This is a genomic window from Burkholderia sp. Ac-20365, from assembly GCF_017104715.1.
GTDB lineage: Bacteria > Pseudomonadota > Gammaproteobacteria > Burkholderiales > Burkholderiaceae > Paraburkholderia.
In genome coordinates this window covers 96,857-118,210 of the sequence record NZ_JAAGPI010000009.1, presented here as the reverse complement: position 1 = coordinate 118,210, position 21,354 = coordinate 96,857, and the positions used below count along the sequence as shown (strand labels likewise).

Sequence of the window (21,354 nt, the reverse complement as noted above, 5' to 3'; positions counted from 1 at the left end):
CCCGGTGCGCGGATTTTTTTCGCCTGTTTCCGTTGATGTCGGGCATCGGGCGGTGCCCGGTGCCGTCCAGAAAATTGAACGAAACCGTTAATCCCGAGCCACTTTTTCTGCACCTGCCGAATTCCCGCAATCCCCCGCCAGGCAAGGGATTGCGCGTCACCGCCCGAGCCGCGCCGGACAAGCGGTTTGCACGATCATCGCTTATCGTGCTATCATGTTCTTCGTTCTGACAGCTTTAACCCTTCATTCGCGTTCAGTTCGCACGCTGGCAGCCATGCGCGCCGGGTCGGATTGAATTGTTTTTTATACAAGAAGGCTTGTCGGTTGTTTCGTTGCAAGTCGCATCGGTTAGACCGGTGCGATCGAGAGCGACGCCTCGCCGGCCTTTTTCGTTTCAAGCCTTTTTCAAGCGGCATGAGCGCACTGCGTGCGTGAATGTCCTCCGGTATCTGCCCCCCTGCAAGGCCACGTGGGTACCAACGTTTAGCAGCAACCAACGAGTGCACTTTCGCGACGACCTTCGCGATGCACGGGCGTTACTTTTTCTGCGCGTAGTGCTGATGCACGCCTGCGCAGCGCGCCTTTGCGTGGTCCGTGCCAGGCATGACGCCTTTGGCCGTTCGCGAAACTGCACTTACCAGCAATCCGTGGCGGAGCGCCTTGTCGCGTTCGGCCGCAGTCATAGGAGCATTAACCTTGACCGCTTCCAGCAACGGCTTCTGGCGACAAAAGAACAACGACAATAGCCTGACTCTCGACGACATCACGGTCGTCGACAACTCTCTTCTCAAGCGTGCCGTCGGCGCCATGGCGCTCGGCAACGCAATGGAATGGTTCGACTTCGGCGTGTACAGCTATATCGCTGTGACGCTCGGCAAAGTCTTCTTCCCGTCGAGCAGCCCGTCCGCGCAGCTGATCGCGACGTTCGGCACGTTCGCAGCAGCCTTCCTCGTGCGCCCGATCGGCGGCATGGTGTTCGGCCCGCTCGGCGACCGCATCGGCCGACAACGCGTGCTCGCCATGACGATGATCATGATGGCCATCGGCACGTTCGCGATCGGCCTGATTCCGAGCTATGGCTCGATCGGCATTCTCGCTCCGGCGTTGCTGCTGGTTGCGCGTCTGGTGCAAGGTTTCTCGACGGGTGGCGAATACGGTGGCGCGGCGACCTTCATCGCCGAGTTCGCCACAGATCGTCGACGCGGCTTCGCGGGCAGCTTCCTCGAATTCGGCACCCTGGTAGGCTATATCCTCGGTGCCGGAACGGTGGCGGTGCTGACGGCTTCGTTGTCGCAGGAAGCCCTGCTGTCGTGGGGCTGGCGTGTGCCGTTCTTTATCGCGGGTCCGTTGGGTCTGGTGGGTCTGTACATCCGGATGAAGCTCGAAGAAACGCCTGCCTTCAAGAAGGAAGCGGAAGCACGTGAAGCCGACGAGAAGTCGCGTCCGAAGCAGAGCTTCATGGAACTGCTCGCGCAGCAATGGAAGCCGCTGTTGCAGTGCGTGGGTCTCGTGCTGATCTTCAACGTCACCGATTACATGGCGCTGTCGTATCTGCCGAGCTATCTGTCGGCGACGCTGCACTTCAACGAATCGCACGGTCTGTTCCTCGTGCTGGCCGTGATGGTGTTGATGATGCCGATGACGATCTATGCGGGTCACCTGTCGGACAAGATCGGCCGCAAGCCTGTGATGCTGTTGGGCTGCGTGGGTCTGTTCGTGCTGTCGATTCCTGCGCTGCTGCTGATCCGTACGGGTGCTGTGATGCCCGTATTCGGTGGGCTGCTGATTCTCGGTGCGCTGCTGTCAACGTTCACGGGTGTTATGCCCTCGTCGCTGCCTGCTCTCTTCCCGACGAAGATCCGTTATGGCGCGCTCGCGATTGGCTTCAATGTGTCGGTATCGCTGTTTGGTGGTACGACGCCGCTCGTGACGGCATGGCTGGTCGATCGCACCGGCAACCTCATGATGCCCGCGTATTACCTGATGGGTGCATCGATCATCGGTATCGTGTCGGTGCTCGCACTGCGCGAGACGGCTCGCAAGCCGCTGCTCGGCTCGGGTCCGTGCGTCGCGACGCGGGCGGAAGCGCATGCCGTGTTGCGCGGCGAACGCGAAGCAGCCGAGCTTGAAGAGGCTTATGCCAATGCCGTGACGGCTCGCGCTTAAGTTCTCGCAGTGTCTGCGTGAGATGAAATGGGTCAGCTGAGGTTGGCCCGTTTTTTTTGCTGCGCAAGCAGGTGGGTTGGTTTTGCCGTTGCTGGCATTCACGTGGCGTCTGCGCGGTGCTGGCGTTGCACTTGTGCGGGGCGGTGTTTGCTTTTGGTTTGTCTCGCGACGCTGGTTTGGTTTGCTCGTGTTGTCGCTGGCATCCGCGAGATGACTTACCCCTTCACGCGTCGCCCCTGTGCGGGGCAGCACCTACTTTTCTTTGCCGCGGCAAAGAAAAGTAGGCAAAAGAAAGCCGCTGAACACCGCCAACTCCTCTCCCTTCCCACGGGCCCCCAACGGCCCCGTCCTGCCTGCGGCATCTCTCTTCTCGATGCCCGCTGCCAACGCGTCGAATTAGCTCATCACCTGCTTCACGCTCCCGCGTCGAGGCATGCGCAGTCGCATTGCACGCGTCCTATAGCGGCAAACTGTGTGTCGGCTTTCACGGCTCATGCGCTTCACTCCGGACTGAAAACCAAGGTCGCGCTCGAAGCGGGATCGGTGTCGTAGGAGCGCTGACGCGTGAGCCACTACGACCTACACACAGTTTGCCACCTGGGCGGCCGCAACCATTCGCTGCCGCTGCTTGCGCTACGGGTGATTGAAGTGGGTGAGACGACTATTCGAAGCGTTGGCAACGGGCGGCGACTGAGAAGTTGCCGTTTGCAGCATAAGACCCGTTGGGGGCCCTCAGGCGGTGGTCAAGCACGGGCGGTGTTAGCCCGCTTTCTTTGCTTACTTTCTTTGCGGCGGCAAAGAAAGTAAGTGCCGCCCCGCACAGGGGCAACGCTTGAAGCACGAAAACATATCGCGGATGCCGCCGCAAAACACAAGCAGACCAAAGCGTCGCAGACAGCAGCAAACCTCAACGCCTCCATACTGACATCTCTCATACGGCTAACGTATGCAGCACAGCCTCAACACTTGCTCCATCGACAACCAGCATCCCCACTGAAACCGGCAACTTGAACCGTCGAGGCCCGGCACTGCCAGGATTCACAAACAGCACACCATCGCGTTCAACGATCAGCGGCTTATGCGAGTGCCCGGTAACCACAACCCGCACACCCGCGTCCCACAAATCCCGCGGCACATCAGCAATATCGTGAACGACAAATATCTTCACCTGCTGCACTTCGATCATCGCGTGTAGCGGAATCGACTCGGCCCATTCACCCGTATCGTTGTTGCCGCGCACGACAGTCAACGGTGCAACCGGCGCGAGCGCATCGAGTACGGCCCGATTGCAGATATCCCCGGCATGGATAATCGCGTCACATCCAGCGAGCCAGTCGAGCGCCTCGGGGCGCACGAGGTTATGCGTATCCGAAATCAGACCGATTCGTGACGACTGCGAGCGGCGGCTATTCAGGCGACTCATCATTCGATCCCGAAGCGCACTCAATCAAGCGCAGCAAGCTGCACACCCGGCTTGCGAGAAATCGCGACCAGCCGCTTGGTCGCGCCCTGCACGAGCACCGACACGACTGCGCCGCATGCGAACGCACCCAGCACGCCGAGCGTCGGCAACATCAGCACGACAACCGAGAAAAACGCAGCGAACGACGCCCGCCCGATCACCATCCCGCGCATCAGCAATGCGACACAATCCGCGCCATGCGCGCGTTGCACCGACACCGCGAGCACGATGCCGAGCAGCGGAAAAACCGACAAGATCCCGCTCCATGCCGCGCCCATCGATGCGGACAGCGTCGTGACGGCAAGCGTCAGCAATGCGCCCGCAAGCATGCGCAGCGAGAGATCAGCAACGCCCGCGCGCGCGGCCGGCACCGCGCCCTCGACGCGCGGCAATCCGGCTTGCGACACGGCCACGGCCACACACGCGGCGGTCAACGCGTAGGCAAGACTCATCGGCAGATGCGTGAGCATCACAGCGGCGAGAGCCCATGCAAACAGACCCACCAGCAACGCAACAGGCCAGCGACTCACGCGGCACGTCCACGCATACGCGAAGTTGAACACCTCCGACGCGGCAATGGCCGCAATCGACGCTGCCGACGCCTGCGCTGCAAACTCCGGCCCACGCGCGAGCGCAAGCAGCAGCACGATCGGCCCAGCGACGACGGGCAGTCCTGCGAGCCAGCCCGCCACCGATGGTCCCCACACGCGCCCCGCCATCGTCAGCGCGGCGAGAAAGCCAGGCACCAGCGCGAGCTTGAGCGCGAGCATCGGTTATTCCTTGACGAGCTGCTCGATGCGGCTGTCGGGCACGAGCCACATGAACGCGCAGAACGTATAGAGCGCCGCCGACACCCAAGGCGCGATGAACGCGAACACCACGCCCGCCAGATAGATCACGACGGAAATCTTGCCCTTGTAGTCGCGGCCGAGCGCACGCGCAATCGTCGAGTCCGGCCCATGATGGCGGATCAGCACATGCGCAAGAATGAAATAGGCCACGGCACACATGACGAGATCGATGCCGTACAGCGCAGTGGGCCACGCGGCCAGATGGCTTTCGCCGATCCAGTGCGTAATCGCAGGCATCAGCGACAGCCAGAACAGCAGATGCAGGTTCGCCCACAGCACGCCGCCCGTCACCTTCTGCACTGCATGGAACATGTGATGATGGTTGTTCCAGTAGATGCCGACATACAGAAAGCTCAACACGTACGCGAGAAAGACCGGAATCACGGGGCGCAGCGATTCGAGATCGAAGCCCTCGGGTACTTTGAGTTCGAGGACCATGATCGTGATGATGATTGCGATCACGCCATCGCTGAAGGCTTCGACTCGTCCTTTACCCATGTGCCCGGTTCCTGTTGCGGATTGATTTATTCATCGGCGCAGGCAAGGCCCTGCACCACTTGTGATCGCCGCTGCCGATTATCCGCGATCACAGGCCGGGCTGTCGATGATGGTCAAATACAGGTGCGCGCCATGCGCTCAAGGTTCGTGATAGATCGCGAGCCAGACGGTCGGCTCGTCTTCATGCGTCCACGCGACGCGGTGCCGGCAATGCGGCGCGATCAGCACGTAGTCGCCGGGCCGCATGTCGTGCAGCGACGCGTCTTCCTCGAATTCGAGCACGGCCGCGCCAGACAGCAGCACGACCCATTCGGCGCGCGAGTCGTCGTACCAGAAGCCCGCAGGACTCGTGTGCCCCATCGACACGATGCGCTCGACGTTCAGCCGCTGCCCCGTGACGAGCATGTCGACGCGCTCTTCGCCTTCGCGCTTCGCTTCGCCGCTGAACAGATTCCCCGTTTGCAGGTGCATGCGCCACCTCACTTCATCGGTGCCAGACGGTCGAGAAGCGTCGGAACGAGTTCGCTGATCGTCGGGTGGATGTGCATGGCGAATTGCAGCGTCGTGTAGGGCGCACGCGCCGTCATGATGTCGATGAAGGTGTGGATCGCTTCGTCGCCGTCGACGCCATAGATCGTCGCGCCGAGTATCTGCTTCGATGCGCTGTCGACGAGCACTTTCATGAAGCCGTCGGTTTCACCCTTCTCACGCGCGCGGCCGACGCGCGTCATCGGCATCGTCGCGATCAGCGCGTCGCGGCCGCTCGCGCGTACTTCGTGCTCGGACAGGCCGACGCGCGCAAGCGGCGGATCGACAAAAACCGCGTACGCCATGATGCGATCGTCGACGCTGCGCTTGCCGCCGTCGAACAGATTCGCCGACATGATCTGATAGTCGTCGTAGGACGTGTGCGTGAAGGCGCCGCGACCGTTCACATCGCCGATCGCCCACACGCCGGGCACATTCGTGCGCAACTGGCCGTCGACGGGAATCGTGCCGTGTTTGTCGACATGGATACCCGCCGCGTCGAGGCCGAGATCGTCGGTATTCGGGCGGCGGCCCGTGGCGAACATCAGATGCGAGACATCGAGCGGCGCGGCATCGGCGCCGAAGTACACGCGCACGCCGTCGCCGTGTTCATGCAACGGCTCGACGCGCGAGGGCTCAGCACCGAAACGGAATTCGATGCCTTCACGCGCCAACACTTTCTGCACATTGCGCGCGAAGTCTTCGTCCTCGCGCGTGAGTATGTGCTCGCCGCGCACGATCACCGTGACGCGGCTGCCGAAGCGGCGAAACACCTGCGCAAACTCGAGCGCAATATAACTGCCGCCGACGATGGCCAGATGCTCAGGCAATTCGGTCAGTTCGAGCAGCGTCGAATTGGTGTGATAACGGATGCGCTCGAGGCCTTCGAGCTTCGGAATGACGGCGCGGGTGCCCGCGTTGATGAAGATGTCGTCCGCCTCCAGCTCGGCCAGCACGCTGCCGTTTTCGGGATCGGTGACGGTGAGCGCATGCGCACCGGTGAAGCGCGCATGGCCTTTGAAGACCGTGATGTTGTCGGTGCCACGCAGCCACTTTTCGACGCCATCGCGCGACTGGCCGATGATCGTATCCTTGCGCGCCTTGACCTTCGCCAGATCGACAGTGACCTCGCCCGCCACCTGCACGCCGTAATCGGCCGCGCGGCGCGCGACGTGGGCTGTGCGCGCGCTTGCCACATACGCCTTGGTCGGCGTGCAGCCGACGTTCACGCAAGTTCCGCCGAATTTGTCGCGCTCGATCACGGCCGTCTTGCGGCCTTTCTCGGCGAGACGCACGGCGAGCGGCGAGCCGCCCTGTCCCGTGCCGATCACAACGGCGTCGAAATGCTGTTGCATGGCAGATCTCCCGAATCGCGTGTGCGAGTCGGTCATCTTACGCCTGCCGGATGTTTCTCGAAGTCGTGCGCCTCGCGACGAATGGTGGACTGTTAGAAGCCGCTTGGATTACGCGTCGCAGTGCTGGAACCGGCAGATCATTTCGCGCGAACGTTGCAGCGCGGCGCGCGCGCCGTGCGTCGCGACCACGAAGCCCGCCTGGCTCAGATTGAAGTCGACCTGCACCATGATCTGGATGAGCGAGACCATCGGCAACACCACTGCCGGGTGATAAAGCTGTCGTTCGATGATCGCTTTCATGGCCGCTCCCCATCACATGACGCCGCGTATCGGGCACGACGTCGATCTGCATAAAAAGTTTCGATGGGTGGATTGTAGGGAGCGGAGTGTTAGGGATAAATGAGCTAATCGCGAAGATAGTTGTCGACAGGGCGGAACAATCCGGGAACGCCTTACGCCATGCGGGTTTACGCCAGATTCAGCGGCTGGCGCATGTGCTGCGGGACGCGTAAAAGCACGGTCATTCGAGTGGCGTGGCGATGAATTCCGGCAGCGCTTCGGCACGTTGCGAGAAAGCAGCAAGCGCCGGGTAACGCGCGGGATCGACCACGCCCGGCAGCAGGAACTGCTGGAACCGCCACACAACGGCGAGCGTGATATCCGGTTGCATCAGCCGGTCGCCGAATAGCCAGCCATTGCCTTTCCGCCCGGCAATCGCCGTCTCCAGATGATCGTAGGCGGCGAACAGTTGCATCTGGACGCGCTCGATCCACGGCTGATGTTGCCGCTCCGCGGGCCGCAGATTCAGTTCGTAGACGTTTTGCATCGCCTTTTCGCAGGCGGCTAGCGTGAAGCCGAGCAGGCTCAGCGCCTTCAGGCGCTCGTTCGTTGCTGCGGGCATCAGGCGCTTTTCCGGGGCGCTCAGGTGATCCAGATAATCGAGGATCAGCGATGAATCGATCAGCAACGTGCCGTCGTCGGCGATAAAGGTGGGCGCCTTGACCACCGGGTTGATCTTCGCGAACGCGTCGAAATGCCTGAATACGGACACGCTCTGGTGCTCGAACGGCATCCCGAGCACCGCAAGCGAAATGGCCACGCGGCGGACGTACGGCGAATCCATCATGCCGATCAGTTGCATGCTGCTTTCTCCGGTTGGGATTGATCTGTGCCGGATACTCTAGACGAATGGCCGCGCGCTGGCGATGCCCGTGTGCGCATGCCAGCGGCTCTGACGTCGCGCGTTCGACTTCGATCCCTACGACGAAAAACGCGTCGACCGCTGGCTGTCGACGCATACCGGCGACACGCTGCGGTTCGAACTGGTGGCGGCACTGGAATCGTTGCCTGCGGAGACTATCGCGATGTGATCCTGCTGCGGGTTTCGAAGAGCCGACGATCGGCGAAATTGCCGGACGGCTGGGGATGACGGCGGCGGCGACCACGAGCCGGCTGCATCGGGCGCGGACGATGGCGCGTGAGTATTTGCTGGCGCAGACGTGAGGTAACGTTCAGGTCGCAAGCCGTGCGTGGCTGGCTCGACATGAACGTAAATTAGTGTCCTGGTGCCGGGGACCGGACTCGAACCGGCAAGCTGTTAAGCGGCGGATTTTCGTCACACTACGTCTTTCGACGCCGTCTGCTTCACCTGACAAACCAACACAGGCAAAACAAAACGTTCGTGCGCTGGACTATGCCTTCGCCATCGCGATGCGCGTATCGCACACCCATCGCCTTAGGCGCCCCCCGTCTAGTCTCTACACCTTCCGCGCCTTCCGTTCCGCATCAGCGGGAAGGAAAGCGGGCTTGGCTCGGCGTTGCCTCGGCCGCACGCTGTGAATCGTGCGTTCAGGGGTTTCACCGAATTTGAAGGGTTCTGCACCGGCCGTTTCCGGCTGGGCACTCAATGCTTTAAGTCCGCTATGTTTACCAATTTCATCACCCCGGCAGGGCGGACGCGATTCTACCATCGCGCCGCAGCCTGACCAAACCGTCGCGAACCCCAGTTTTCGCCGTCCCCTACCCGCTGAGCATTCATCGACCCGTCACAAACGTTCCCGATAATCCGCCCCACGAAAACGTTTACAACGGCGCGCTGCCATCGACATGGCGCGTGCCACAGGCTGACGGGAACCCAACGATGACGCCCACCATCAAGGATGTCGCCGCCCACGCGGGCTTTTCGATCGCGACTGTTTCGCGCGCGATCAACGCGCCGCATACGGTCAATCCCGTGACCCTCGAAAAAGTGCGTCAGTCGATCGACGCCCTCAACTTCCGCCCGAGCCCGCTCGGCCGCCAGTTGCGCGGCGAGCGCTCGCGCCTGATCGGCGTGGTGCTGCCGACGCTTGCCAACCCCGTCTTCGCCGAATGCCTGCAAGGCATCGACGAACTGGCGTCGGCGCAAGGTTACCGGCTGATGCTGATGACCACGCAATACGACGCCGACCGCGAACGCCACGCAATCGAAACGCTGCGCGAGCAGCGCTGCGAAGGCCTGATCCTGACGGTCGCCGATGCCGACACGCATCCGCTGCTCGATGATCTCGACCGCGACGGCATGCTGTATGTGCTGATGCACAACGACACCGTGCGCCGCCCGTCCGTGTCCGTCGACAACCGTCAGGCCGCTTATGACGGCGTGCGCATGCTGATCGCGCACGGCCATCGCCGCATCCTGATGCTCGCGGGCACACTCGCCGCGTCGGATCGCGCGCGCCTGCGCCATCTCGGCTACACGCAGGCGATGCAGCAGGCCGGTCTCACGCCTGCGCCTGCCCTTGAAATCGATTTCAACGCGGACGAACTCGCGCCGGCCGTGCTCAACCACCTGACCACAGGCCCGAACCGACCGACCGCCCTCTTCTGCTCGAACGATCTGCTCGCGATGGTCGTGATGCGCGGCCTGCGCCGCGCGCGCCTGCAACTGCCCGACGACATGTCGATTCTCGGCTTCGACGGCCTCGCGATGGGCGAACTGCTGTCGCCGCCGCTCGCAAGCGTGTGCGCGCCGAACCGCGAGATCGGCTGCGCGGCATGGCGGCGCCTGATCGCGCGCGTCGACGGTTCGCAGCCTTCGGGCTTCGAGGATGCGCTGCACGCGCCGTCGTTGTCGCTGACCTTGCCGCACACGTTGCGCGAAGGCGCGACGATCGCCGCGATCTCCGATACGTCGGGCGCAACGTCGGGGCGAATCGTCCGCTCACCCGCGTAAGACCACGCGCAATACGCGCCCCACCCTCTTCAACAAACCTTTTCACCCTTCGGGAGACCTGTCGTGAACCGCCGTTCCTTTATCGGTACTGCAGCGTTGCGCATCACGCGCGCCGCGCTGGTTGCATCGTCGTTCGCGCTGACGCTGGCTGCGCCGCAATTCGCGCACGCCGACGAAACCGCGATCTGCTACAACTGCCCGCCCGAATGGGCCGACTGGGCGAGCCAGATCCAGGCGATCCAGCAGAAGACCGGCATCCATGTACCGTTCGATAACAAGAACTCCGGCCAGTCGATCGCGCAGCTGATGGCCGAGCAGAAGAGCCCCGTGGCCGACGTCGTGTATCTGGGCGTGTCGTCGGCATTCCAGGCGAAGGACAAGGGCGTGATCGCGCCGTACAAGCCCGCGAACTGGAACGACATCCCCGCGAATCTGAAGGATCCGCAGGGCTACTGGTTCGCGATCCACTCGGGCACGCTCGGTTTCTTCGTCAACAAGGACGCGCTCGAAGGCAAGCCAGTGCCGCGCTCGTGGGCCGACCTGCTCAAGCCCGAGTACAAGGGCATGATCGGCTACCTCGATCCGTCGAGCGCATTTGTCGGCTATGCGGGCGCCGTCGCCGTGAATCAGGCGCTCGGCGGCAGTTTCGACAACTTCAAGCCGGGCCTCGACTGGTTCGCCAAACTGAAGGCCAACCAGCCGATCGTGCCGAAGCAGACGGCCTACGCGCGCGTGCTGTCGGGTGAAATTCCGATCCTGCTCGACTACGACTTCGACGCGTATCGCGCGAAGTACAAGGACCATGCGAACGTCGAGTTCGTGATTCCGAAGGAAGGCACGATCGAAGTGCCATACGTGATGAGCCTCGTGAAGAACGCGCCGCACGACGCGAACGGCAAGAAGGTGCTCGATTTCGTGCTGTCGGATGAAGGCCAGAAGCTGTGGGCCAACGCGTATCTGCGCCCTGTGCGCGCGAAGACGATGACGGCCGACGCCGCGTCGAAATTCCTGCCCGCCAGCGAGTACGCACGCGCCCATGCGGTGGACTTCGGCAAGATGGCCGAGAAGCAGCAGGCATTCGGCGAGCAGTATCTGCAGGTGATGCATTGAACGACATCACGTTCCCGCTGCGCTGGCGCATCGCGTTGATCGCGCCGGCGCTCGCCGTGTTCATCGCGTTCTGGCTGCTGCCGATGACGGCGCTCGTGCAGGTCAGCGCCGACGGTCATCTGCTGAAGACCTACGGCGCGATGCTTGCGAACGCGCGCTACATGAAGAGCCTGTTCGCGACGGTCGTGCTGTCCGCGGCCGTCACGGCGACGACGCTCGCGCTGTCGGTGATCTCGGGGCTGCTGCTCGCGCGCCGCGAGTTTCCCGGCAAGCGCACCCTGCTCGCGCTGCTGACATTTCCGCTCGCGTTTCCGGGCGTCGTGGTCGGCTTCATGGTGATCATGCTGGCGGGCAGGCAAGGTTTGATCGGCGCGTTGTCGCTGAAGCTCACGGGAGACAAGTGGGTGTTCGCGTACTCGATGACGGGTCTTTTCATCGGCTACCTGTACTTCTCGATTCCACGCGTGATCGTCACCGTGATGGCTTCCGCGACGAAGCTCGATGCGTCACTCGAAGAAGCCGCGCGTTCGCTTGGTGCATCGCCGTGGCGGATCATGCGCGACATCGTGCTGCCTGCGCTGTCGCCGGGGCTGATCGCGGCGGGCGCCGTGTGCTTCGCAACCGCGATGGGCGCATTCGGCACTGCGTTCACGCTCGCCACCGACATCGACGTGCTGCCGATGACCATCTACACCGAGTTCACGCTCAACGCGAACATGGTGACGGCAGCGGGCCTGTCGATCGTGCTCGGCATCGTCACGTGGATCGTGCTGTATGTCGCGCGCAGCGTCAGCGGCTCGGCCGTGGCGGCGACGGCGTAACTCACTCCCATGCAGAATGAAGACACCCGTATGAATTCCGTTGCTCAACCAACCCATGCGCGCGATATGCAGCACAAGCGCGCGTTCGCCCTGCCCTCGCTGCGCGCATGGCTCGCGGCGGGTCAGTGGCTCGTTACGCTGTTGCTGTGCGCGTTTCTGATCGTGCCCGTCGTGATGTCGATTCTCGCGGGCCTGACGGTCAACTATTTCCAGGGCATTGCGAGCGGACTTACGCTGCGCTGGCTCGGCGAAGTGTGGACGCAATATCACGCGTCCGTGTTTCTCTCGCTCGAAGTCGCGCTTGCGACGCTCGTCATCACATTGCTGACGGGCGTGCCTGCTGGCTACGTGCTTGCGCGCAGCGAGACGCGTATGTCGCGCATCATCGAAGAGTTTCTCGTGTTGCCGATCGCGTTGCCGGGCCTTGCGTCGGCGCTCGCGCTGCTCGTGGTGTACGGCGGCTTCTCGATGTTCCGCACGAGCGTCGCGTTCATCGTCGTTGGACATGTGGTGTTCACGCTGCCGTTCATGGTGCGCGCGGTTGCGGCCGTATGTGCGAGTTCGGGATTGCGCACACTGGAAGAAGGCGCGGCGAGCCTCGGCGCAGGCTTCTTTCAACGCTTCATCACGATCGTGTTGCCGAACGTGCGGCCGGGCATCGTCGCGGGCGCTTTGGCCGTGGTCACGTTGTCGATCGGCGAATTCAATCTCACGTGGATGCTGCACACGCCTGAAACGAAAACACTGCCCGTTGGACTCGCGGATACCTATGCATCGCTGCGCATCGAAATCGGCAGCGCTTACACGATTCTCTTTTTCATCATGACGATGCCGCTGCTCGTCGCGATGCAATGGCTTGGCGTCGATGCGACGGGCCAGCGCAACGTGCGGCAGAAGAAAACGCGCGTCACCGATACGTCACAGCCATGAAACTTGCTTCCATTCCTGTCACGCTGACGCGTTGCGCGAAGACCTTTCGCGGCACGCGTGTGCTCGAACCACTCGATCTCTCGATAGGCGCGGGCGAAACGCTGGTTCTGCTCGGCCCGTCTGGTTGCGGCAAGACCACCACGTTGCGGATGATTGCGGGCCTCGAACAACCGGACGCCGGTGGTCGTGTTGCCTTCGGTGACGAGGACGTCACCGCACTGCCGATCGAAAAGCGTCAGGTCGGCATGGTGTTTCAGAGCTATGCGCTATTTCCGAATCTCACGGTGCGCGGCAACATCAACTATGGTCTGAAGATCAAGCGCGTGCAGGCGGATGTTGCGCGACAACGCGTCGACGAATTGCTCGCGATGATGCGACTCACCGACCACGCCGACAAGCCGATCGATCAGCTCTCGGGCGGCCAGCGACAGCGTGTTGCGCTTGCCCGGGCGCTTGCGCCGCAGCCACGGGTGTTGTTGCTCGACGAGCCGTTGACGGCACTGGATGCGCGTTTGCGCGATACCTTGCGTAGCGAGATGAATGCGCTGTTGCGCGAACTTGGGATTACGACTGTTTATGTCACGCACGATCAGGCAGAGGCGATGGAACTCGGCGATCGGATTGTGGTGATGAGCGCTGGGCGCATTGAGCAGATTGGTACACCACGGGATATTTATTATCGGCCGGCGAATCGTAATGTCGCGCAGTTTGTCGGGACGATTAATCGCGTGGCGGGACAGGCTCGGGATGGAGTGCTTGCTACCAGCGGTGGTTCGATTCCTTTGCCGCCTACGCATGCTACCCGTGTTACGCCTCACGGCGATGAGGTGTTCTTTCGGCCCGAGGATGCGTGGATTTCTGATCTTGATCGCGCACAGTTGCGCGGGATTGTTGAAGGGGCTGCGTTTCTTGGTGAGCGGACCAGGCTTACTATTCGGGATGCGGCGCCTGATTTGTTGATTGTGGATGTTCCCGGGCGGGTGGAGTTGGCGCGGGGGACGGTGGTGGGGGTTTGTGTCTCTGACAGTGGGTTGATTGCACTTGCGTGAGGTTTGGTTTTGGTTCTGGTTTTGGTTTGCTTTTGCTTTCGCTGGCATCCGCGTTTTGTTACTGGTGCTTCAGGCGTTGCCCCTGTGCGGGGCGGCACTTACTTTCTTTGCCGCCGCAAAGAAAGTAAGCAAAGAAAGCGGGCTAACACCGCCCGTGCTTGACCTCCGCCTGAGGGCCCCCAACGGTTCCTCCACTTCACACGGCAACCTCTCAGTCCCCGTCCGTTGCCAACGCTCAGAACGTGCGCCTCACCCACTTCGATCACCCGTAGCACAGCGAACGGCAGCGAATGGTTTGCGCCGCCCAGGTGGCAAACTGTGTGTAGGTCGTAGTGCTTCAGACTTCAGCGCGCTTACGACACCGATCGTGTTTTTCAGTCCGGAGTGGAGCGCATAAGCTGCGAAAGCCGACACACAGTTTGCCGCTATAGAACGCGGGCGATTTGATCGCGCAGGTTGCGCCGCGGGAGTGTGAAGCGGGTGAGGCGCCCAATAAGAGCGTTGGCAACGGGCAGTGAAAGGCAGGTTGCCGTTTGAAGTGGAGGCCCCGTTGGGGGCCCTCAGGCAGAAACAATAACTGGCGGTGTTCAGCGGCTTTCTTTTGCCTACTTTTCTTTGCCGCGGCAAAGAAAAGTAGGTGCCGCCCCGCACAGGGGCGACGCGTGAAGCAGGCAAAACAAAACGCGGATGCCAGCGAAAACCCAAGCAACCCGAACACAGCGTCGCAGACAGAACAGACCAGACCAGCACAGACCAGCACACCCCATAGGAACACAAAATGTTAATAGCCCAGATCAGTGATCTCCACATCAAACGCCCAGGCGCCCTGGCCTACCGCAAGGTCGACACAGCGGCCTACCTGACCCGCTGCGTCGCGCGGCTCAACGCGCTCAACCCGCGCCCAGACGCGGTGATCATCACCGGCGATCTCGTCGACCAGGGCGAGCCCGAACAGTACGTGCATCTCAAGGCACTGCTAGCGCCGCTGGCAATCCCCTACTACCTGCTAGTCGGCAATCACGACGACCGCCAGGCACTGCGCGACACATTCAGCGATCGCGAAGAACTGCAAGCAGGCGAAGAGTTCGTCCAGTACACCGTGGACCTCGGCCCACTCCACCTGATCGCACTCGATTCGATGGTCCCCGGCCAGAGCGCCGGCCTGCTTTGCGATACACGCCTCGCGTGGCTAGCGGAAAAACTCGAAGCGTCCAAAGATCAACCTGTGATCGTTGCCCTGCATCACCCGCCGTTCGTGTCGGGCATCGGTCACATGGACGCACTGCGTCTCGAACCGACGTCGGCAGACAAACTCGCAAAGCTCATCGCGCGATATGCAAACGTCGAACGCGTCATCTGCGGACATGTGCACCGTCCGATGTTCGTGCGTTTCGGTGGCACGATCGCTTCAGCAGTGCCCGCGCCCGCCCATCAGGTCGCACTCGATCTGCGTGACGATGCGCCGTCGGCATTCGTGATGGAGCCGCCCGCCTTCGCGCTGCACCGCTACGACAGCGTGAACGGGCTGATCACGCACCATGCGTACGTCGACGATGCAGACGGCCCGTATCCGTTCTACGAGCCCGAGGGCGCATTGATCGACTGACGTGCGCCGGAGCGACGTCGAGCACGATCGACGCCGCTCCGGTATGATCGGCACGCCCGACCTTCTTCGGCCGGCCTCGTGCCGCCTACCGCGTCATGTCCACTCCCGCCTCCGATCACACCCCGTCCGACCGAACGCTGCGCGGCCTGTTGCTGCTGCTTGCGACCATTGCCGGTGTGTCGGTTGCGAACATCTATTACAACCAGCCGCTGCTCGACGGCTTTCGCCAGTCGTTTCCGCTCAGTGCATCGTGGATCGGCGTGGTGCCGTCGATCACCCAGCTCGGCTACGCAGCCGGCATGCTGCTGCTCGCCCCACTCGGTGACCGTTTCGATCGCCGCAGGCTGATCCTGATGCAGATCGCGGGCCTGTGCGTCGCGCTGCTGTTCGCGGCGGCCGCCCCGAATCTCGCCGTGCTCGCTGTCGCGAGCCTCGCGATCGGCATCCTCGCGACCATCGCGCAACAGGCTGTGCCGTTCGCAGCCGAACTCGCGCCGCCGTCGCAGCGCGGCCATGCTGTCGGTACCGTGATGAGCGGCCTGCTGCTGGGCATTCTGCTCGCCCGCACGGCAGCCGGCCTCGTCGGTCAATACCTGGGCTGGCGCGCGGTGTTCGTTGCATCGATTCTCGGCTCGCTGGTGCTCGCGGCTGTCATCATCTCGAAGCTGCCGCGCAGCAAGCCGACCTCGACGCTCGCCTACGGCAAGCTGCTCGGCTCGATGTGGCATCTCGCCGTCGAATTGCGCGGTCTGCGGGAAGCCTCGCTGACGGGCGCCGCGCTGTTCGCCGGATTCAGCCTCTTCTGGTCGACGCTCGCGTTGCTGCTCGCGGGCGCGCCGTTCCACTATGGGCCGCAGGCGGCAGGCCTGTTCGGCATCGTTGGCGCGGCGGGCGCGATGGCCGCGCCGCTCGCCGGCAAGTTCGCCGACCGGCGCGGGCCGCGCGCGATCGTGTCACTGTCGATCGCGCTGGTCGCGCTGTCGTTCATCGTGTTCGCGGTGTCGGGTTCCAGCCTCGTCGGTCTCGTGATTGGCGTGATCGTGCTCGACGTCGGCGTGCAGGCCGCGCAGATTTCGAATCAGTCGCGCATCTACGCACTCAAGCCTGAAGCCCGCAGCCGCGTGAACACGGTGTACATGGTCTGCTATTTCATCGGCGGCGCCGTGGGTTCGGGGGTCGGTGCGTTCGTGTGGCCGCTGTTCGGCTGGGTCGGTGTCGGTATTGCCGGCCTGGTGTTCGCCGCGCTCGCCGGGCTCAATCATCTGCGCGGACGGCCTGAGCCGATCGCGGCTGCGGGCGGGGCGGATTGAGCGTCGACGTCTACCGCTCCTCCAGCCGTCCCTGCGCATACGCCTGCAGCGCATCGATCACACGATCGAACTCGAACGACTTGTCGTAGAAGTGGCGCACGCCAAACTGCTGGCAACGCTCGCGATACGCCGGCAGCGCATGGTTGGTGAGCACAGCGGCAAAGGTCGACTCGATCAGCCCTTCCTTCTGCATATACGCAAGCACCGGCACACTCGATCCGCCTTTGAGCTGCAGGTCGACGATCACGGCATCGAACGCTTCGCCGTCGAGCAACGCGATCGCCTCATCGGCGGACTCGGCGTGCGCGGCCACCTGCATCGAGCCGGACGCATCGATCGCTTCGACGATGCTGCGCCGGATCAGCGGTGAATCCTCGATCAGCAGCACACGCAACGGCGCGTGGCCGGTATCGTTGCATGCGGTGGCGGAGTCGGCGTTCATCGGTGGCGTTCCATGCGCATGATTGTCACGGCGTCACTCGATCAGTCCATTCTTGATCGCGTAGTACGTCATGTCCGCGTTGTTCGTCATCTGCATTTTCTCCAGCACGCGAGCGCGGTACGTGCTGACTGTCTTCACCGACAGATGCAGTTCCCCGGCGATATCGGTTGGAATCTGTCCGGACGCGAGCTTGCAGAAGATCTGGAACTCCCGCTCCGACAACTGCTCGTGCGGATGCGCGGAGGCGGGCTTGTCGAGGCTGTTCGCGAGCGTATCGGCGACAGCCTCCGACAGATAACGATGCCCGCGCGCAACCGAACGGATCGCGCGCACGATCTCATCCGGCTCGCAGTCCTTGTTCAGATAGCCGTTTGCGCCCGCGCGCAGCAGGTTGATCGCGTACTGGCTCTCCGGATAGCCCGACAGGATCAGCACGCCCTGATCCGGCCGCATCTGGCGGATCACGCGCAATGTATCGATGCCGTTCTTGTCGGGCATCGCAATGTCGAGCAGCACGACGTCGAACGGCTCGCCGTCCGGCTGCTCGCGCACGAGGCGAATCGTCTCGTCGCCCGTCGCCGCTTCGGCCGCGACGCACATGTCGGGCTCGTCGGCGACGAACTGCCTGAATCCGCCCCGGACGATCGCATGATCGTCGGCTATCAAGACTCGAATCATGGAAATAGTCGAATGCAGTCGAAATGCAATGGCTTACAGGCAACGCGCGACGGCGGGCGCGCAATGGCGTGTATCGCCCGCTGCGTGCCCGGCGCGGTGCGCGTCGTCATCAGTTGCGGCCTGCCAGCAGATCGGCCATATCGTCCGCGTGCTCTTCCTCGACAGCGAGAATGTCTTCGAACATCCGGCGCGTCGTGACGTCGCCGTCGCCGAGGTAACGGATGATCTCGCGGTACGTATCGATCGCAATGCGCTCCGCGATCAGGTTCTCGCGAATCATGTCCGTCAGGTTCTTGCCTTCCTTGTATTCGGAATGCGAGCGACCCGTCAGGCTGTCCGGCGCGAAGTCCGGCTCACCGCCCAGCTGCACGATGCGCTGCGCCAGCGTGTCCGCATGGCCCTGCTCTTCGTTCGCATGTTCGAGAAACTCTTGCGCGACGGCTTCCGAATTGATGCCCTTTGCCATGAAATGATGGCGCTTGTAGCGCAGCACGCAGACGATCTCGGTAGCGAGCGCACCGTTCAGCAGCTTGAGCACGGTCTCGCGGTCGGCGCCGTAGGTCTGCGTGACGGCACCTTCGTCCATATCCTTGCGTGCCTGTGCACGAATCCGTTCGAGGTCCATCACGAATTCGCCTTTCGATGAGTTCGACATTGACTGACTCCTTGTACCGGTATTGTGGGAAACGCACGCGCATGCCGTCTGTCAGGTGCGGTATTGCAGCGTGCGCGTAACGGCGTTATGCCTGCGCTAGGTTCGGAACACGCCAAGCAGCAGCGTGACGACGAACACGACCAGAAAGATGTAGAACAGAATCTTCGCTATTTCGGCGGCGCCGGCAGCAATGCCCGTGAAGCCAAATACAGCGGCAATGATCGCGATCACGAAGAACACGAGTGCGTAGTGCAGCATGACGACGCTCCTTCCTGGTTAGGCGATGGTGTGCCGCGGGTCCGTTACGGCATGGCCCGCGCCTTGTCCTGGGTTGCGGCCGATCTTCGCTAATCGACGATCTTCTTCGTCACGACGAAGCCGAGCACGAGGAACACGACACACAGGATCAGGAACAGCACGAACAGGAACTTCGCGATCGCCGCAGCACCCGCGGCAATGCCTGTGAAACCGAGCAGCCCCGCGATCACGGCGATCACGGCAAAGAACAACGCCCACTTGAGCATGATGGCAACCTCCCTGGCTGATGCGTAGTTAATGGATCGCTAACCTTCATCGTAGGGAGCAGATTGCGTACCCGCACTCGGGCGTACGCTGTTTTTCATGTGGGAATCCGCCGACAGCCGCTTTCGGCGAGGCTTCGGCGGCGCCTTAGCAGGTGCGTGCGAACGCAAACAGGTCGCGCGACGCTACACTGTCGATGACTTCATCGCATGGAGACGGCAGTGTCAGACGGCGCGCAAGCGGGACTCATCACCAGGACCGCCAGGCTGGCGGACTGGATGCACCAGCGCAGCTGGGCGATCGCGATGACGGTCGCGATCGTCATCACGTGCGGCGGCCTCGTCATTCTCGAAACGGCGCGGCAACGCATCGCGTCGGAATACGAAACGGCGCTCGAAGCGCGCGGCGTGAGCGTGCAGCTGAGCGAGTTAGCCGCGCAGCTCGCGCAACTGCAGGCACACGAAAGCCGCTTTCTTCTGACGCATGAAGACGCCGATGCGCGCGGCTATTGCGCGCGCGCCGCCGACATCCGGCGCGACATCGGATCGCTCGATGCGTGGTTCAAACGCGCCGCCGATGGCGCCGAGCTTGCCAGCTTCACGCAGATCGCCGCGCTGATCGATGCGCGCATCGGCAGCGGCGCGCGGGCGCTGCAGCAGGCCGCGCCGCATCCGCTCGATCTTGCGGCATGCGGCGGCGCGGCGGCGAACCCGCACGCCGACACGTCGCTCGTAGCCAGCACGTTGTCTTTGCTGCGCGACAACGAAGAACGCCGCGCGCAGCGCGCGCTCGATGCGAGCCGTGCCGACCAGCGCGTATCCACGCTGGTCGCGGCGGGCCTGTCGGCGCTCAATATCGTGTTGTTCATCCTGCTGTTCCGCAATCTCGGCATCCAGATCGACAGCCAGGCGAAGGCGCAAAAGCAGTTGATCACGCAGCAGGAGGAACTCGACCAGCTGGTCAATGAACGCACGCGGCAACTCGAGGCGCTCGGCTGGCACCTGCAGGCCGTCAGTGAAAACGAAAAGACCCAGCTGGCGCGCGAACTGCACGACGAACTCGGCGCGATTCTTACCGCGAGCAAGATGGACGTCGCGTGGGCGCGGCGCAAGATGCAGGACGTGGACCCCGCGATCGCCGAGAAACTCGCGCGTGCGCTCGCGACGCTCGATCAGGGTATTGCGCTCAAGCGCCGCATCATCGAGGACATGCGGCCGACCGTACTGGCCAACTTCGGCCTCGTTACCGCGCTGCGCACGCTCGGCGACGAAGCCGCGCAGCGTAACGGCTGGGTGCTCGACCTGCAGCTTCCCGACGATGAAATGCAACTCGACGAGCAGACCGAGATCGCGCTCTTCCGGATCGCGCAGGAATCGCTGACCAACGCGGCGAAGTATGCACGCGCGACGCAGGTCACGATTTCGCTGAGCGCGAGCCACGGCGAGGTATCGCTGCATATCGCCGATAACGGCATCGGCATCATGCCCGCGGATCTCACGCGCACGCATACGCATGGGCTGATGGGCATGCGCCAGCGCGTGGCGGCCCGTGGCGGGCGCTTCGATATCCGGCGTGGCGAGCTGCATGGCACCGATATCCATGTTTCGCTGCCCGTGCCGACCGCAGGCGCAGCGCTGGAAGAACCACGCTCTATGAGCGGTCAAGCTGAGCCCGCAGTCTCGTCCACGAACGCGCAGAGCGACAGCACCGGTACATCCGCCACACGCCTTTGAGGCAGCGCGTAGGATTGCGCCGACAAGAAAATCATGGCGCCTCTGACAGCGTAGCGGCGACGCGTCTCTTACCATGAAGTCAGACCGGATCGGCGGGCGCGATGCCCCGGTCTGACGACAGGGCGCGCACGCTGGGCGAAGGCGAACGCAACATTTGCCTTGTGCCGCGCGCGCGAATCGATCGAAGCTTACGTCGACTATTCCTGATAGGGAGAAGACTCATGACACGACTCATCGCACTTCTGCTGCTTGCAGGCACGACGCTACTCGCCGCGTGCAATACGATGGCCGGCGCAGGCCAGGATATCTCGAAGGGTGGGAACGCTATTACTAATTCGGCTGAAAAGCATTCAGATTAAGGTTGGTTTTGCTGACGCTGACGCGTATTGCTTGGCAACGCTATGCTCGCCGCCGCGGATTACGT

At 62.6% G+C, this 21,354-nt stretch carries 22 protein-coding genes; 10 read left to right on the top strand and 12 right to left on the bottom strand.

From position 1 onward, the window contains the following. The first annotated feature begins 696 nt into the window (after positions 1–696). On the top strand, positions 697–2,166 hold the full coding sequence (proP, locus tag G3O01_RS18140; RefSeq protein ID WP_205806521.1) for a glycine betaine/L-proline transporter ProP: 1,470 nt from the start codon (positions 697–699) through the stop codon (positions 2,164–2,166). Between the two features lie 931 nt (positions 2,167–3,097). On the opposite strand, the gene G3O01_RS18135 is transcribed toward proP, so the two are convergent. The 7 genes from G3O01_RS18135 to G3O01_RS18105 form a co-directional block, all read right to left on the bottom strand. Further along, positions 3,098–3,592 carry a metallophosphoesterase family protein gene (locus tag G3O01_RS18135; RefSeq protein WP_205806520.1) on the bottom strand — a complete coding sequence of 165 codons (495 nt, stop codon included), beginning with the start codon at positions 3,590–3,592 and terminating at the stop codon, positions 3,098–3,100. Positions 3,593–3,609: 17 nt separating this feature from the next. Next, the gene (locus G3O01_RS18130) at positions 3,610–4,398 is read right to left on the bottom strand and encodes a hypothetical protein (protein WP_205806519.1); all 789 of its coding nucleotides are present in this window, start codon (positions 4,396–4,398) and stop codon (positions 3,610–3,612) included. Between the two features lie 3 nt (positions 4,399–4,401). Beyond that, complete coding sequence (locus tag G3O01_RS18125; protein ID WP_205806518.1) at positions 4,402–4,977, bottom strand: TMEM175 family protein; 576 nt, start codon at positions 4,975–4,977, stop codon at positions 4,402–4,404. Positions 4,978–5,115: 138 nt separating this feature from the next. Further along, positions 5,116–5,448: a cupin domain-containing protein gene (locus tag G3O01_RS18120; RefSeq protein ID WP_205806517.1), complete on the bottom strand. Its 333-nt coding sequence runs from the start codon at positions 5,446–5,448 to the stop codon at positions 5,116–5,118. Positions 5,449–5,456: 8 nt separating this feature from the next. Then, on the bottom strand, positions 5,457–6,860 hold the full coding sequence (locus G3O01_RS18115; RefSeq protein WP_205806516.1) for an FAD-containing oxidoreductase: 1,404 nt from the start codon (positions 6,858–6,860) through the stop codon (positions 5,457–5,459). A gap of 108 nt (positions 6,861–6,968) precedes the next feature. Beyond that, positions 6,969–7,160 carry a hypothetical protein gene (locus G3O01_RS18110; protein WP_205806515.1) on the bottom strand — a complete coding sequence of 64 codons (192 nt, stop codon included), beginning with the start codon at positions 7,158–7,160 and terminating at the stop codon, positions 6,969–6,971. A gap of 220 nt (positions 7,161–7,380) precedes the next feature. After that, complete coding sequence (locus G3O01_RS18105) at positions 7,381–8,001, bottom strand: glutathione S-transferase (protein ID WP_205806514.1); 621 nt, start codon at positions 7,999–8,001, stop codon at positions 7,381–7,383. A gap of 999 nt (positions 8,002–9,000) precedes the next feature. Here G3O01_RS18105 and G3O01_RS18100 point away from each other — a divergent pair. The 7 genes from G3O01_RS18100 to G3O01_RS18070 all read left to right on the top strand — a co-directional run bounded on the left by G3O01_RS18100 (position 9,001) and on the right by G3O01_RS18070 (position 16,900). After that, complete coding sequence (locus tag G3O01_RS18100) at positions 9,001–10,074, top strand: LacI family DNA-binding transcriptional regulator (RefSeq protein ID WP_205806513.1); 1,074 nt, start codon at positions 9,001–9,003, stop codon at positions 10,072–10,074. Positions 10,075–10,191: 117 nt separating this feature from the next. Beyond that, on the top strand, positions 10,192–11,184 hold the full coding sequence (locus tag G3O01_RS18095; RefSeq protein WP_241024064.1) for an ABC transporter substrate-binding protein: 993 nt from the start codon (positions 10,192–10,194) through the stop codon (positions 11,182–11,184). Then, positions 11,181–12,005: an ABC transporter permease gene (locus G3O01_RS18090; protein ID WP_079484863.1), complete on the top strand. Its 825-nt coding sequence runs from the start codon at positions 11,181–11,183 to the stop codon at positions 12,003–12,005. The genes G3O01_RS18095 and G3O01_RS18090 overlap by 4 nt, the downstream gene beginning before the upstream one ends. A gap of 66 nt (positions 12,006–12,071) precedes the next feature. After that, entirely contained in the window at positions 12,072–12,935 is an 864-nt protein-coding gene (locus G3O01_RS18085) for an ABC transporter permease subunit (protein WP_241024063.1), read from the top strand. Beyond that, positions 12,932–13,984, top strand: a complete 1,053-nt coding sequence (locus G3O01_RS18080) for an ABC transporter ATP-binding protein (RefSeq protein WP_205806510.1) — start codon at positions 12,932–12,934, stop codon at positions 13,982–13,984. Before G3O01_RS18085 ends, G3O01_RS18080 begins: the two co-directional genes overlap by 4 nt. A gap of 778 nt (positions 13,985–14,762) precedes the next feature. Continuing rightward, positions 14,763–15,590 (top strand): phosphodiesterase, encoded by an 828-nt coding sequence (locus tag G3O01_RS18075; RefSeq protein ID WP_205806509.1) that lies wholly within the window; start codon positions 14,763–14,765, stop codon positions 15,588–15,590. Positions 15,591–15,685: 95 nt separating this feature from the next. Next, complete coding sequence (locus G3O01_RS18070) at positions 15,686–16,900, top strand: MFS transporter (RefSeq protein ID WP_205806508.1); 1,215 nt, start codon at positions 15,686–15,688, stop codon at positions 16,898–16,900. A gap of 10 nt (positions 16,901–16,910) precedes the next feature. Here G3O01_RS18070 and G3O01_RS18065 read toward each other — a convergent pair whose 3' ends face one another. The 5 genes from G3O01_RS18065 to G3O01_RS18045 all read right to left on the bottom strand — a co-directional run bounded on the left by G3O01_RS18065 (position 16,911) and on the right by G3O01_RS18045 (position 19,199). Continuing rightward, the gene (locus G3O01_RS18065; protein ID WP_205806507.1) at positions 16,911–17,342 is read right to left on the bottom strand and encodes a response regulator; all 432 of its coding nucleotides are present in this window, start codon (positions 17,340–17,342) and stop codon (positions 16,911–16,913) included. Positions 17,343–17,375: 33 nt separating this feature from the next. Beyond that, on the bottom strand, positions 17,376–18,020 hold the full coding sequence (locus G3O01_RS18060; protein WP_205806506.1) for a response regulator transcription factor: 645 nt from the start codon (positions 18,018–18,020) through the stop codon (positions 17,376–17,378). Positions 18,021–18,129: 109 nt separating this feature from the next. Beyond that, positions 18,130–18,675 carry a ferritin-like domain-containing protein gene (locus G3O01_RS18055; RefSeq protein ID WP_205806505.1) on the bottom strand — a complete coding sequence of 182 codons (546 nt, stop codon included), beginning with the start codon at positions 18,673–18,675 and terminating at the stop codon, positions 18,130–18,132. Positions 18,676–18,771: 96 nt separating this feature from the next. Further along, positions 18,772–18,933 carry a DUF1328 family protein gene (locus G3O01_RS18050; protein ID WP_012400904.1) on the bottom strand — a complete coding sequence of 54 codons (162 nt, stop codon included), beginning with the start codon at positions 18,931–18,933 and terminating at the stop codon, positions 18,772–18,774. An 89-nt stretch (positions 18,934–19,022) separates the two neighbouring features. After that, positions 19,023–19,199, bottom strand: a complete 177-nt coding sequence (locus G3O01_RS18045) for a DUF1328 family protein (protein WP_109483203.1) — start codon at positions 19,197–19,199, stop codon at positions 19,023–19,025. Positions 19,200–19,406: 207 nt separating this feature from the next. Between G3O01_RS18045 and G3O01_RS18040 the strand changes: the two genes are divergently transcribed. Together G3O01_RS18040 and G3O01_RS18035 are read left to right on the top strand one after the other, a co-directional pair. Continuing rightward, positions 19,407–20,930 carry a sensor histidine kinase gene (locus G3O01_RS18040; RefSeq protein ID WP_205806504.1) on the top strand — a complete coding sequence of 508 codons (1,524 nt, stop codon included), beginning with the start codon at positions 19,407–19,409 and terminating at the stop codon, positions 20,928–20,930. A 221-nt stretch (positions 20,931–21,151) separates the two neighbouring features. Then, positions 21,152–21,289 (top strand): entericidin A/B family lipoprotein, encoded by a 138-nt coding sequence (locus G3O01_RS18035; protein WP_007585547.1) that lies wholly within the window; start codon positions 21,152–21,154, stop codon positions 21,287–21,289. Positions 21,290–21,354 lie beyond the last annotated feature (65 nt).